At 37.8% G+C, this 13,224-nt stretch carries 13 protein-coding genes; 9 read left to right on the plus strand and 4 right to left on the minus strand.

What is annotated here, in order from left to right; genetic code table 11:
- Window positions 1–56: 56 nt before the first annotated feature.
- From ACSBFT_RS00175 to ACSBFT_RS00190, 4 genes are all read right to left on the minus strand, one after another.
- Window positions 57–2,474: a DUF5686 and carboxypeptidase-like regulatory domain-containing protein gene (locus ACSBFT_RS00175; RefSeq protein ID WP_489602755.1), complete on the minus strand. Its 2,418-nt coding sequence runs from the start codon at window positions 2,472–2,474 to the stop codon at window positions 57–59.
- 45 nt (window positions 2,475–2,519) lie between these two features.
- On the minus strand, window positions 2,520–3,596 hold the full coding sequence (locus tag ACSBFT_RS00180) for a methyltransferase (protein ID WP_489602756.1): 1,077 nt from the start codon (window positions 3,594–3,596) through the stop codon (window positions 2,520–2,522).
- Window positions 3,596–4,726, minus strand: coding sequence for a 1-acyl-sn-glycerol-3-phosphate acyltransferase (locus ACSBFT_RS00185; protein ID WP_489602757.1), 1,131 nt, complete (start codon window positions 4,724–4,726; stop codon window positions 3,596–3,598). Before ACSBFT_RS00185 ends, ACSBFT_RS00180 begins: the two co-directional genes overlap by 1 nt.
- A 257-nt stretch (window positions 4,727–4,983) precedes the next feature.
- Window positions 4,984–5,583, minus strand: a complete 600-nt coding sequence (locus tag ACSBFT_RS00190) for a hypothetical protein (RefSeq protein WP_489602758.1) — start codon at window positions 5,581–5,583, stop codon at window positions 4,984–4,986.
- A gap of 277 nt (window positions 5,584–5,860) precedes the next feature.
- On the opposite strand from ACSBFT_RS00190, the gene flxA reads away from it, so the two are divergent.
- The 9 genes from flxA (at window position 5,861) to ACSBFT_RS00235 (ending at window position 13,220) form a co-directional block, all read left to right on the plus strand.
- Window positions 5,861–7,402, plus strand: a complete 1,542-nt coding sequence (gene flxA, locus ACSBFT_RS00195; RefSeq protein ID WP_489602759.1) for a flexirubin biosynthesis tyrosine ammonia-lyase FlxA — start codon at window positions 5,861–5,863, stop codon at window positions 7,400–7,402.
- Entirely contained in the window at window positions 7,399–8,142 is a 744-nt protein-coding gene (flxB, locus tag ACSBFT_RS00200) for a flexirubin biosynthesis SDR family reductase FlxB (RefSeq protein WP_489602760.1), read from the plus strand. The genes flxA and flxB overlap by 4 nt, the downstream gene beginning before the upstream one ends.
- A 70-nt stretch (window positions 8,143–8,212) precedes the next feature.
- Entirely contained in the window at window positions 8,213–9,436 is a 1,224-nt protein-coding gene (locus ACSBFT_RS00205; RefSeq protein ID WP_489602761.1) for a beta-ketoacyl-[acyl-carrier-protein] synthase family protein, read from the plus strand.
- A gap of 9 nt (window positions 9,437–9,445) precedes the next feature.
- Complete coding sequence (locus tag ACSBFT_RS00210) at window positions 9,446–9,703, plus strand: acyl carrier protein (RefSeq protein ID WP_463044333.1); 258 nt, start codon at window positions 9,446–9,448, stop codon at window positions 9,701–9,703.
- Between the two features lie 8 nt (window positions 9,704–9,711).
- Window positions 9,712–10,614 (plus strand): lysophospholipid acyltransferase family protein, encoded by a 903-nt coding sequence (locus ACSBFT_RS00215; protein ID WP_489602762.1) that lies wholly within the window; start codon window positions 9,712–9,714, stop codon window positions 10,612–10,614.
- Window positions 10,611–11,060, plus strand: coding sequence for a hotdog family protein (locus tag ACSBFT_RS00220; protein WP_489602763.1), 450 nt, complete (start codon window positions 10,611–10,613; stop codon window positions 11,058–11,060). The genes ACSBFT_RS00215 and ACSBFT_RS00220 overlap by 4 nt, the downstream gene beginning before the upstream one ends.
- Window positions 11,057–11,476, plus strand: a complete 420-nt coding sequence (locus ACSBFT_RS00225) for an acyl-CoA thioesterase (RefSeq protein ID WP_463045013.1) — start codon at window positions 11,057–11,059, stop codon at window positions 11,474–11,476. Before ACSBFT_RS00220 ends, ACSBFT_RS00225 begins: the two co-directional genes overlap by 4 nt.
- Window positions 11,473–12,606, plus strand: coding sequence for a beta-ketoacyl synthase N-terminal-like domain-containing protein (locus tag ACSBFT_RS00230; RefSeq protein WP_489602764.1), 1,134 nt, complete (start codon window positions 11,473–11,475; stop codon window positions 12,604–12,606). The genes ACSBFT_RS00225 and ACSBFT_RS00230 overlap by 4 nt, the downstream gene beginning before the upstream one ends.
- The gene (locus ACSBFT_RS00235) at window positions 12,603–13,220 is read left to right on the plus strand and encodes a 3-oxoacyl-ACP synthase (RefSeq protein ID WP_489602766.1); all 618 of its coding nucleotides are present in this window, start codon (window positions 12,603–12,605) and stop codon (window positions 13,218–13,220) included. The genes ACSBFT_RS00230 and ACSBFT_RS00235 overlap by 4 nt, the downstream gene beginning before the upstream one ends.
- Window positions 13,221–13,224: the final 4 nt, after the last annotated feature.

Genomic DNA, 13,224 nt, shown 5'->3' on the forward strand with positions numbered 1-13,224 from the left:
AGTGGCTGTAGAAAATGTGTACTAGACTTTGCTGAAAAAGTTGCCTTTTGCACTCATTAAAATAGGGCTAATGAAATAGTAGGTCTTATGGCAAATCTAGAGGTGCCTATAAAATCTTTGGAGTAGTTATAAGCGGTTTTAGCTCCTAAACCATAATAAACGCCGAAAAACTTAAATCTGACAAGGTTATATAAGTACAGATTGGCTTCAAAATTCCCATTAGAAAAGTCTTTTAAATTCATTTCGGAGTTTTGAATGTCTGAACTTAAATTACTCCAAGCAAACCTATGACCAATGGCTATTTCTGGTTGCGACCATTTGGTTTTTAGTCTGAAAATGTTTTTCCCAAAACTGTGAATCCAGTTTAAACTAACAGATTGATTGTAGGCATATTCGGTTAGATTTCCTGCTTGAAAATCGCTGCTGGTACCGCCAAATAGCTGACGTTGGCTGCCAAGATTATTGAATAAATAAGTGTAAGGGATTTTACCACTGGCATATCCCAAAGAGAGTATAAAGATATCTGTACCCATCTTTTCCCATCTAAACTGCTGCGTGATGCCCAAATCTGTCTTTATGAAGGATTGATTACTATTTCGGTCAAAGGATTGTTGACCGTTTAGGTTAATGACAGGGTAGTTTCTGTTTCCTAAAGTTTCAAAGAGTCCCTGTCTTACATAGCTTTCTCTGGGTGCAAACCTTAGCATAAAGCCATAAGTTCTAAACTCGGTTTTATCGCCAAAGCTATCAGCTATTTCATAGTTTAAAGCCTGTTTATCATCGTTTTCGGCATAAAACCTTATCCAAGTCCACCTGATAGGTCTGGTATAAATGGCTATGCCCGTTTTGCGATATTCGTCTACTAAATATCCTCTTCTATTAAAGTAAATAAACCTAGAAGACGGCGTGATGTAATTATGTCCAAGATAGGTTAATTGCCCAGGAGGGCCAATGTCCTTTAAATCATAAACCGTGACTTTATTATATCGGTCTTTGGTCATATGAAAAGATGCGGAGGTTCTGTACTTCCATTTTTCATCACCAAAACCGTAACCAGCACTAGCTCTTATCCCAAACCTGGGATTTTTAGTAAGGTTGTTTTGGAAGCCTAAACCAGCTCTGATTTTCTCATGATAGTTTATCCCAAACTGGTCAAAGGTGAGCATGAACGGACCGGTAGGCGTTATCAATTTATAGGGCCATTCTGCCACTTCAAGGGCTTTTTTTAGCTTTGGCTTTTCGTCAAAATCCCATTTAGCGTAGGTCAGTTTTTCTTTTTCAGAAAGCTCCCTAGGTCTCATCTCCTCAAAATCCTTCTTGCTGATTTCATGTGCTCTGTTATCTATTTGTCTGGTAACACCATCAAAATAGACTTCATTACGAGGAATAGTGTCAGAAATACTTGAGAAAATATTGGAAAAATCTACCCTAAGCATTCCCGTTCTTCCTTTGTCTTCATACGGATAATCCAATTTGATTTCTCGTAATGTAGGATACCATTTAGTACCTACTTTGGTATAATTTTGGGTTATTTTAAAGCTGAGAGCTTGTAAAGTATCTGCGGGCTCCGCTTCTAAATAAGTAAGGGCGTAGCCGTCTGAGTTTATTTTCAATATACCTTTTAAAGCATCTATGGATTTCCCCTGATAGGGTTCAAACGCAATTAAAAAAGTACTGTCTGTTTCGTTGATTAAAGTGTCTTTCAGTTGGAAATCGTACTGATTAAAAACGCCCGGTTTTATAGGGTTAATATAGTTTCTTTCCTTTAATGGCCTGTTTCCTGTAGATGAACTAAAGCTTGGTCTGAATCTAAAATACGGGTCGTAAAATCCTAATGGGTTTAAGTTATTTATAAAAACCAAGTTGACAGGAAACATCTTGGGTAAATTTGAAATGGTATGTAAAACTACCTCTTTTTGCTGCCCATTTTTAAAATAGAAATTACCGACATTTTCCAACATCAATAAATTCAAATAACCTTTTTTTGCGGTGCTATCATTTTGGTTTACTTTCTCTTTAGTACGCTCAATGTCAGTAAAGTGTATCTTGGTTTTGGTGTAAAATTCTGCTTTGTATTCGGGGTACTTTAAGGGGTTGTTTTCGTCGGAATTTTTATGAACTTTTCTTAATAAAGCCCACGCTGGATTTTCGCCAGGTCTTACCACAAACTCGTCCAAAGCGGTGGTATTGAGTATCATTAATACCTCCACTGGGCTTTCTATATCTTCAATTCTGAAAACACGTGTTTGGTAGCCTATGCTCGAAAACCGTAACTGTTTTTTTCCACTCTCTCGTGTGCTAATGCTAAAGCGGCCTAAACTATCTGTAGCGGTGCCAATAGTAGTGCCGGGAATAGTCACATTGACATACGCTATCGGCATATTACTGGCAATATCTATCACCGTTCCGCTAAGATAATCTTGGGATAAGGCAGTGTGAGAAAACAGAATAAGTATAAAAAAGAATTGCCTCATATGATAAAGGTACTAAGGCAGAACAATGTATTGCCGAAAATTGTTTTAGAAAGTCAGTCGTTTTTTACACTTTAAAAGTGTTTGACAAATGCCGATATTGTCAATCTCTTCTACAACTTCTAAATTTGCTTGTTTGATAAATTTCAAAAACACCTCTGACTCGTACATTTGGCTGTTTCCGTTGGCCACTGCCGTAAAATATAAGGAAGTCTGCTGAAGTGAAAATGCACTGGCGGCAAACTTCTGTTTATCCCAAAAAGGCTCCATAATAAATACGTGCCCATCATCTTCTAATGCATCATGGCAGCGTTTTAAAATAGAAACAATCTCTTTATCAGAGAAACAATCCAAAAATTGGCTCATCCAGATGGCGTCATGCCCTTTAGGTAAAGCGTTATTTGGGTCTAAAAGGTTGGTTGGGAAGAAAGAAATCCTGTCAGAAAGACCATGAGTTTCAATATTCTTTTTAGCCATATCCACTTGACCCGGCAGATCCACTATGGTTACATTGACATCTGGGTTGTAATTTCCACAACTGATGGCCCATTTTCCGGTATTGCCACCAATGTCCATGAGTTTTTTTGGAGCGTTTTTAAAAACTATCGGTAGAGCTTTAGAAAAGGCATCGTCAGAATAAAAATGGTCAAAGGCAAACCAGCTGTTCGCAATTTTTTCTGGTAGTTCAGATAAACCCTCGTAAACGGTGTTCCAATTCCCTAAAACCTTTAAGCCTTCAGGCTTTCCCTGGTCTAGTGATTCTTCCAAATGAAAGAGTGCTTGATAGCAAACATCATGAGAGAAATCCATATTGACCCTAGTCAGCATATCGTTTTGTAAAAAATGGCCGGTTTTGGTCAATTTATATTTCCCATCGTTTCTGGTTACTAAACCTATTCCTAAGCCAGATTCCAATAATACCCTTACGGTATATTCTGGCAGAGCCAGTTGCAGGTAAATATCTTCTAAACTTATGCCTGTTTTGTGGTTTGCTTGTACCAAACCAAGGATTCCTTTATCTCTTAAAAGTCGGCTGGCCTGAAAGACCATCGGTGCAAACGCAATCCACTGGGCGTATTCTATTGATTCTAAGGCGGTTTTATTGTCTTCCTTAAAGAAATCCATTAATTGTTTTTTATTCGGTTTATTAAAGGGTTGGCGTATATCGCCAAAAAGATACTTTTCAAAGAATTATAATCTCCTTCCAAAGGACTTAGTTTTTCTTTGGCGTAAGTTTCAAACGCCGCTTTTTCTTCCTGATTATATTGGTTGGTGTAGCTGTCTGTACCTAAAAGTAGATCATAAGCTATGTAATGAACAGGCCACAGTTTATAGTTATTATAAACCTGACGGTCTATTTTATGAACCAGTTGCTTTATTTTATCATTCTCTTTTATGTTTCCAAAATCTAGATCATCCCTCCTGATTTCCTTACCAAAAGCCATGTGTATTCTTCCTTTGGGTTCTCTCACGCCAGAAACAATACTTTGGAAGTCTTCGTCTGGAGCTTTCACATATTTGGCATGAAGCGAAGACAAATAAGTTTCTTGCACCTTGAGTGCTATACAAGGTTCATATTCATAAGAAATGGTTAAAGGTACTATTTTTAGCTGAGCTATTTTTTCTTCAAAATCTCCTTTACCACTAATAGATAGCATTTTAAGAAGCCCCGTCTGTGTTAAATCATCGCCATCTTTTGTCCTTCCTGATCTTTGAGCAATCCAAACCGAAACTTGTTTTTGTGTGATGGTATTTCTAATGTAGGCAGAGAGTCGCTGAGAAATTTCGTACAGTTCCCTAGCCGTACCTTCTCTTTCTACGGTAAACATCCTATTGAGTTTGCCCAGCTCGGTAATAAATCCTTTTTTCATTAGATTATTGCCAAAGGTTATTTCGGTCGTAGAAAAACCATTTTCAACCAATATGGTCTGGAGAATAGCAGAATCCAGTAATATATCTCTGTGATTAGCTATAAATAAATAAGCTTGATCTGGGTCTAAATTTTCAAGACCTGAGTAGGTCAAGCCATCTGACGATCTTTCCGTAATCGTTCTGATAGCCGAGTGCATAAAAACCTTCTGAAAGGCCTCTATTGTCTTTATCGCCTTTCCCTTTTCTAATTGTTCTTCAAGAGGAACATCTGGCCATAAATAGGAGGTAATCAGGGGGAACAAAGGATCTTCCAATACATTGGGTAATACTTCAGAAACATCCTTATCGGTATAAGGGCTCATTTCTATTAGTTTGATATCCATTTGTTGATGATATAGGGTCAGATTAATTCTCAAGCTAACATGCGTCTTGGTTGTTATCCCAATTATGGGATAGAAATCTCAAAGAAAAAAGAATAATTGGAAATAAAACGCTGTTCTAAAATGAGAAGGCAGGAACTTTTAAAGATAAATATGGGTGAAGTTGCTCAACATTTTCAAGAAAAAAGCATGAAACCAACTCAAGGAAAAAACATCCTTAAATCAATTTCATGCATGAGGAAAAAACTATAATAAAGTGATTAATTAGCTCCTTTGGCAATAAAAAGACCCATCATTTTACCGCTTTTAGCGTAAGATTCGGCAATTCTGCTCCCAGAATCAAAATCAAAGCCCATCACCTGAGCACCAGGTATTCTTAATAGGGTATAAGTATCAATAACCTTCTTGGAAGCGGTTTCCTGAAAGGTCATGTGAAAATCTACGTATGCAGATTTTCTGGCTACACCTACATTAAATCCAGGCTCCGTATAAACGGTTTTGACCACTAGCGTATATTTGGAATCCAAATCTTTACCGGCCGTTATGCCCGTCTTTTCCATGGATTTATTTATGAGTTCGATAAATTTCGGTTCGAACCTTTCTGCTCTTGAACCAAACCAAGATGCCTTCCATTTTTCGCCTTTATCAGCTTCATCTTTATTGTAATCTTCCACTTTCCCTTTTACGTATTCTTCTTCTGTCATTTTTTTACCCACCATCATGCCATCATATTCAAATTCAATATTCAAACTGCTTTCCCCTTTTAGGAAAGAATAATTACCTTTTTTAGCCGGGGTTTGAGCATAAACAGAAAGGCCTAGTAAACTTATAAATAGTAGAATTAAGGTCGTTTTTTTCATGATTATTATTCGTTTCGTGTTATTCAAATTTACAAATTACTTATATAGAGAGATGTTATCGGCACAATTATCTATTTTACGGTTAATCGACAGATTATAAGTAAGTACTATCTTTTGTTTGCGAGTTTCAAAATACGTAGAATGGTATTGAAAGCCATAAATCCGAAATTTAGTGTCGTGATACTTTAGTTTTTATTTAGATTCGCATTTTATGTGTAAGTCTAGATACATCATGTGACTGAAAGGGCGGAGCCATGCCTCGAACAAAAAATAATTTATGATTAAAATAGGTGTTAAGCGTCTTACTATCCGAAATTTCCAAGCGGTATTATTTGAACAGGAAAAAATAGAATTAGAGGAGAAAGCTCTCCAAAAGGTAAATGAAAGCTACGAATTCTTAGGGGAGTTTTCTAAAGACAAGTTAATCTATGGTATCAACACGGGCTTCGGTCCGATGGCTCAATACAAAGTAGACGAAGGAAACTTAAAAGAACTTCAATATAACCTCATAAGAAGTCATTGTGCCGGAGCTGGGCAGCCCATAAGTGAATTGCAGACAAAGTCTGCCATGCTATGCCGTTTAAATTCCCTCATGCAGGGCTATTCGGGGGTGCATCCCGAAGTGGTGATTTTATTGAAAGACCTTATTAATCATGATGTTTACCCACAAATTTTTGAGCATGGTGGGGTAGGAGCTAGTGGAGATTTGGTGCAGTTGGCCCATTTGGCCTTAAACTTAATAGGAGAAGGTGAGGTAAAGTATAAAGGAAGCTACCTGCCTACGATGACGGTTTTAAATGAGTTAGGCTTAAAACCTATCTCTATCCATTTAAGAGAGGGATTAGCCTTGATAAATGGAACTTCGGTCATGACAGGAGTAGGGATTCTGAATCTTTTACAAGCTAATAAGGCTGTAAACTGGAGCTTGGCTTCTTCTATGCTTATTATAGAAATGGTAGAGTCTTACAGCGACCACTATTCCAAAGAACTGAACGCCGTAAAGCATCATAAAGGTCAGCAAGAAGTGGCAGCAGCCATGCATCTTTGTCTAACAGATAGTAAACTCATCAGAAAAAGAGAGGAGCATCTTTTTAATAAAGAAACGACCAAACAAGATATTATCAAGGATAAAGTTCAGGAGTATTATTCTATAAGGTGCATTCCACAGATATTAGGACCTATTAAGGATACACTGGATTATGCCACAACGGTTTTAGAAGGCGAAGCCAACTCCGTTAATGATAACCCCATAATTGATAAGGAAAACCAAAATATATGGCATGGTGGAAATTTTCATGGAGACTATGTTTCCTTGGAAATGGATAAAGTGAAAATAGCTCTTACAAAATTGAGCGTTTTGGCCGAAAGGCAACTGAATTTCCTTTTTAATAGCCATTTGAATGGTATTTTACCTCCTTTTGTGAATCTTGGAAAACTGGGTTTAAATTTGGGAATGCAGGCGGCACAGTTTACGGCTACCTCTACTACCGCAGAGAACCAAATGTTGTCTAACCCCATGTACGTGCACAGTATTTCATGTAATAATGACAATCAAGACGTGGTAAGCATGGGTACAAATGCTGCTTTAGTGTGCTGCAAAGTCATTGAAAATACTTTACAAGTACTATCTATAGAGCTGTTATCTATAGCTCAAGCGATAGAATATTTAAAAGTAGCCGATAAACTTTCAAGTGTTTCTAAAAAGCATTTTGAGGATATTAGAAGGTTGGTGCCAGCATTTAAAGATGATACGGTATTACACCCTAAGATTAATAAAATAATAGAATTTACTGGAAAGAATAATCCATCCATTATATGAGCGAGAATTCATTAAAATTCGCCTTGGTTACAGGAGCGTCTAGAGGTATAGGCCGTGCGGTAAGTGTGCAATTGGCACAAATGGGTTACTATGTTTTAATCAATTTTAAATCTAATGCCGCAGCGGCAGAAGAAACCCTGAGGCTAGTTAAAGAAGCGGGGAGTGATGGAGAACTTATGAAATTTGACGTGGCCGACCAAGAAGCTGTTAATGCCGTTTTGGAAACTTGGATTGAAGCAAACCCTGACAAGCGTATTGAGGTTTTGATAAACAATGCAGGCATTAGAAAAGACCAACTACTGATGTGGATGAGTAGAGAAGAGTGGGACGCCGTTATCAATACGGGTATGGGCGGTTTTTATAATGTAACCCGTTTGGTTTTGAAAGGAATGCATTTGAATAAATACGGAAGAATAGTAAACGTAGTCTCTCTTTCAGGACTAAGAGGAATGCCAGGACAAACCAATTATTCGGCAGCTAAGGGAGGAATGATAGCGGCCGCAAAAGCACTTTCTCAAGAAGTGGGTAGAAGAGGCATTACTGTTAACTCTGTGGCTCCAGGTTTTATCAAAACAGACATGACCGAGGATATTGAAGAAAAGGATTTCAAAAAACTGATTCCTTTAAACCGATTTGGAACGGCAGAAGAGGTGGCCGATGCGGTATGTTTCTTAGCTTCTCGTAAAGCATCTTATATTACAGGGCAGGTACTTTCTATAAATGGTGGTTTATACAGTTGATGTGATAGGGTTCACAATATATTTTCATAAAATTCATAAGTTTGCATAAGTATTTCATCATCAAATCGTCATGAATAACAGAGTTGTCATCACAGGAATAGGAGCCTGGTCTTGTTTAGGAAATAACATTGAAGAAGTTAAAGAATCGCTCTTTACAGGAAAATCTGGTATTGGACTAGATCTAGAAAGAAAGGAGTGGGGCTTTAGATCTTCTTTGACAGGCATTGTTCAAAAACCAGATTTAAAAGGTCTTTTAGATAGAAGAGCCAGGAAAGGACTTTCTGAAGAGGCGGAATATGCATATATGGCCACCATTGAGGCTTTAGATAATGCCAAAATGGATATGGATTTTTTGGAGCAAAATGAAGTAGGGATTCTCTATGGTAATGATAGCTCTGCCAAAGCAGTGACAGAAGCGGTAGACATCATCAGAGATAAAAAAGATACTACATTAATAGGTTCGGGTTCCATTTTTCAGTCTATGAACTGTACGGTTACCATGAACCTCTCTACGATATTCAAGCTGAAAGGTATAAATTTCACTATAAGTGCGGCTTGTGCCAGTGGCTCTCATGCCATAGGGTTGGCGTACTTAATGATAAAATGGGGGCTGCAAAAACATGTAGTTTGTGGCGGTGCCCAAGAGGTCAACCTTTTTGCTTTTGGGAGTTTTGATGGATTGAGTGCCTTTTCTGTAAGAGAAGATGACCCAACAAAAGCTTCAAGGCCTTTTGATAAAGATAGAGATGGTTTAGTGCCTAGTGGTGGTGCGGCCACATTGATTTTAGAAGATTATGAAAGTGCCGTAAAGAGGGGAGCACCTATTTTAGCTGAAGTCTTAGGTTACGGTTTTTCTTCCAATGGGCAGCACATTTCCAATTCTAATGTGGAAGGCCAAGTGAGGTCTTTGGAAATGGCTTTAAAAGACGCCAACGTTACTCCAGAGCAGATAGATTATATCAATGCTCACGCCACTTCTACGCCAGGGGGAGATTTTGCGGAAGCAGAAGCCATCGCCTCTGTTTTTGGAGATTATAATACACCAGTAAGTTCCACTAAGTCTTTGACTGGGCATGAGTGCTGGATGGCTGGAGCTAGTGAGATAGTTTACTCTATTATCATGATGAAAAACAGTTTTATAGCTCCAAACATCAACTTTGAAAACCCTGATGAAGCATCAGAAAAATTAAATATTATTACCAAAACCACAGAAAGAAACATAGATTTGTTTTTGTCCAACAGTTTTGGCTTCGGAGGAACCAATTCCTCGCTGATTATTAAGAAAATAGACTAACATAAAAAGATGACCGAAAAGGAGATAATTGTTAAAATTAATGGCTTTTTAGTAGAGGAGTTTGAGGTGGAAGAGGAGAATATTGAACCGGATGCTAATTTGAAAGAAACATTAGATTTAGACAGTTTAGACTATGTAGATTTAGTTGTTGTGATTGAAGATGCTTTTGGGTTTAAAGTAGTTCCAGAAGATTTTATGAATATTGTTACTTTTAACGACTTCTACGCTTATGTGCAGTCTAAAGTAACAGAGAAAGAAGCCGCCTAAGTAATCTTATGAGCCAATGGAAAGGTAAAACAAATGCCAACCTTTTCGGGATAAAGATTTTTGTTTTTGTACTGAATCATCTTGGGCTTGGTTTTGCGTATTTCATCCTTCGTTTTGTAGCCCTTTACTATTTCTTATTTGCCTGGAAATCAAATAGAAGTAGTTTCTTTTATTTTAAGGAGGTCTTAGGTTTTTCTAGAAGGAAGACTCTCTCTAAAATGTATAAAAACTATTACGTTTTTGGTCAAACGCTTTTAGATAAAGTAGCACTTTTGGCGGGTGTGAAAACCAATTTTACCATAGACCACGATGGTATAGAAAACCTAGACCAAATATCTAAAAACGGTAAAGGGGGGATACTCATTAGTGCTCATGTAGGAAATTGGGAAATAGCTGGACAGTTGCTCAATAGACTGGATACCAAGTTTAATATTTTGATGTATGAAAACGAGCATGAGAATATTAAGGTTTTTCTAGACGGCGTTCAGAAGAAAAAGAATGTCAATATCATTTCTATTAAAGATGGGGACATGGGGCATATCATTGCTCTACACAATGCCTTCAAGAATAATGAGCTTTTAGTATTACATGGTGATAGATTTAGAGAAGGGGCTCCTACGCTCATAGCAGATTTTTTAGATAGACCTGCCGAATTTCCCAAAGGCCCTTTTTATCTAGCCGCCAAATTTGGAGTGCCGGTTTCTTATGTTTTTGCCATGAAAGAAACCAAAAGTCATTATCATTTTTATGCTTCGGATTCCATAGAAGTAAAAAGAAGTAGGAAAGAAGTAGAAACAGAACAGACGGTAAAAAAACTCTTAGATATTTATACCAAACAGGTAGAAACCATGGTCAGGAAATACCCAGAACAATGGTTTAATTATTATCCTTTTTGGAAACAAAACACATGATTGCCTTACCCGAAAGACCATTATTAGAAGGAGAAGCAGTTTCTAAACTGATACCTCAAAAACCACCTATTGAAATGGTGGACAAGCTTTGGTTCAGTGACGAAACCACCACGATTTCTGGCTTGACTATTTTGGAGGGGAATCTTTTTTTGGAAAACGGGGAGTTTATAGAGCCTGGTTTACTAGAAAATATTGCTCAAACGGCAGCCCTAAGAATTGGTCATTATGCTAGCCAGCTTTCAGATGAAGAGAAACCACTCATTGGCTTCATAGGTGCCGTAAAAAAAATGGTCATTTCTAAATTACCCAAATTAGGCGACGAGCTAGTAACGGCTGTGGAGGTGGTCAATGTGGTGATGGGTGTAACTATTATTGAAGGAAAAGTATATCTGAAAGAGGAGTGCGTGGCGGAGTGCGAAATGAAAATTTTCCTGAAAGAAGAATGAAAAGCTTGGTAAACAGAACGAAAGTAAAAGTAAGATTTAACGAGGTAGATTCTTTAGGGATAGTCTGGCATGGACACTATGTCAAGTTTTTTGAAGAAGGAAGAGAAGCGTTTGGACATGCGTTTGATATAAATTATATGAAAATATACGGTGAGGGCTTTTTGGCTCCCATTGTGAAATTGAATGTAGATTATAAAAGAACGGTGGCCTACGGCGATACAGTCATTGTGGAAACCACATTTATACCTACTGCGGCCGCCAAGATAGTCTTTGAATTCAAGGTTTTTAAAGAGTCTACAGATGAGCTTGTGGCTAGTGGAAGTACTACACAAGTGTTTATGACGCTAGAAAAGCAGCTTTACATTACTAATCCGCCGTTTTTTGAGGCATGGAAACTTAAAGAGGGTTTGATGTGAGTGTTTTTGTAGCCGCAAAAAATATCATCTCTCCACTTGGAATAACAGCAGAAGAGAACTTCAAGGCTCTTTTGTCTGGCGAGACAGCCATTAAGCATATAGATGAGCCTGAGTTTACGGAGCCTTTTTATTCCGCTAAACTGGACCGAAGAAAAATACAAACACGATTTTCGGATTTGGCAAAAGCACCATCATTTACATTTTTAGAACAGTTGCTTATCCTATGTATAGACGGGGTTTTAAAACAGAATGCTGATATAGACCTAAAAAGTAACAGGACGGTCATTATCCTATCTACCACAAAAGGCAACATAGATTTATTAGACTCTGACCGTGTATCAGGCTTCGATGCAGACAGGAAATATCTCTGGAAAACTGGCGAGGTGGTAGCCTCCTTTTTCCATAATCCCAATAAGACCTTGGTGGTATCTAATGCATGCGTATCTGGTGTGGTAGCCATTAATTTAGGAAAAAGATTGATAGAAGCTGGTCAATATGACACCGCTTTGGTGGTGGGGGTAGACTTACTCACGCCTTTTATCGTGTCGGGTTTTTTGTCGTTTAAAGCATTGAGTGCCGGCGTTTGCAAACCTTACGACAAAGATAGGGACGGCATAAATTTGGGTGAGGCTTGTGCCGCAATGGTGTTAAAAAAAGGAGAAGGAGAAATACAAGTTTTAGGCGGAAGTTCTACCAATGACGCCAATCATATCTCTGGTCCGTCTAGAACAGGTGAAGGACTATTACTAAGCATACAAAAAACACTTCTAAGCTCAGCCGTAAAAGCTGGTGATATAGACTTCATTTCTGGACATGGTACAGCCACGCCTTTTAATGATGAAATGGAATCTTTTGCAGTTTCACGAGCAGGACTTTCAAAGGTGCCTATGAATAGTCTTAAAAGCCATTTTGGACATACACTAGGAGCAGCAGGCGTTTTAGAGTCTGTCATCACCGTGATGCAGATGAAACAAAGTATGTTGGTGAAAACACATAATTTTGAGCAAAATGGTGTAAGCCAACCTATTCATATTTTTGATAAAACAGTGTCAAAAGAATTGAAATATGCTTTAAAATTGGCCGCTGGTTTTGGAGGTTCTAATGCTTCGGTATTGTTTCAAAAAAGATGAGCTACATAACCAACTATGTTAAGATTGAAAACGGAAAAGTTCTCCTGAATAAGGAGGAGGTTTTTGCTTTTAATGATACACAGGAGAATAATGTCTTTTTGAAAGATATTTATAAAGGAATGGAGCTGTATTATCCCAAGTTTTATAAAATGGATGAGCTCTGTAAGTTAGCTTTATTGGCAACGGAGTATTTAATGAAAGCTAATCCTTTAAATGAAAGGTATAAGCCAGAAGAAGTCTCTCTTTTTGTGTCCAACGCCTCCTCGTCTTTAGAAACGGACATGAAGCACCAAGTTTCTATTTCTGATAAAGAGGCCTATTTTCCGAGTCCAGCGGTATTTGTTTATACCTTGCCTAATATTTTATTAGGAGAAATTGGCATAAAACATAAGTTCGTGGGCGAACAAAGTTTATTTATTTTTGAGGCCTTTGATGCCGAATTTATGCAACAGTATGTAGAGCATATACTGTTAAGTGGCCAAGCCCAATGTGCCATAATGGGATGGGTAGACTTTTTTGATCAGAATTATAAAGCTGTATTATATACCATTGAAAAAGAGCAAGGTTGCCTTGCTTTAGAACATACTAAGGAGAACTTAGAATTAATATTTTGAACTA

This window comes from Arcticibacterium sp. SM2516 (assembly GCF_057914865.1).

Bases quoted from the DNA above. Each gene is read 5' to 3' on its own strand.
- ACSBFT_RS00175 (WP_489602755.1), bottom strand. From the start codon at position 2,474: ATGAGGCAATTCTTTTTTATACTTATTCTGTTTTCTCACACTGCCTTA.
- ACSBFT_RS00180 (WP_489602756.1), bottom strand. From the start codon at position 3,596: ATGGATTTCTTTAAGGAAGACAATAAAACCGCCTTAGAATCAATAGAA.
- ACSBFT_RS00185 (WP_489602757.1), bottom strand. From the start codon at position 4,726: ATGGATATCAAACTAATAGAAATGAGCCCTTATACCGATAAGGATGTT.
- ACSBFT_RS00190 (WP_489602758.1), bottom strand. From the start codon at position 5,583: ATGAAAAAAACGACCTTAATTCTACTATTTATAAGTTTACTAGGCCTT.
- flxA (WP_489602759.1), top strand. From the start codon at position 5,861: ATGATTAAAATAGGTGTTAAGCGTCTTACTATCCGAAATTTCCAAGCG.
- flxB (WP_489602760.1), top strand. From the start codon at position 7,399: ATGAGCGAGAATTCATTAAAATTCGCCTTGGTTACAGGAGCGTCTAGA.
- ACSBFT_RS00205 (WP_489602761.1), top strand. From the start codon at position 8,213: ATGAATAACAGAGTTGTCATCACAGGAATAGGAGCCTGGTCTTGTTTA.
- ACSBFT_RS00210 (WP_463044333.1), top strand. From the start codon at position 9,446: ATGACCGAAAAGGAGATAATTGTTAAAATTAATGGCTTTTTAGTAGAG.
- ACSBFT_RS00215 (WP_489602762.1), top strand. From the start codon at position 9,712: ATGAGCCAATGGAAAGGTAAAACAAATGCCAACCTTTTCGGGATAAAG.
- ACSBFT_RS00220 (WP_489602763.1), top strand. From the start codon at position 10,611: ATGATTGCCTTACCCGAAAGACCATTATTAGAAGGAGAAGCAGTTTCT.
- ACSBFT_RS00225 (WP_463045013.1), top strand. From the start codon at position 11,057: ATGAAAAGCTTGGTAAACAGAACGAAAGTAAAAGTAAGATTTAACGAG.
- ACSBFT_RS00235 (WP_489602766.1), top strand. From the start codon at position 12,603: ATGAGCTACATAACCAACTATGTTAAGATTGAAAACGGAAAAGTTCTC.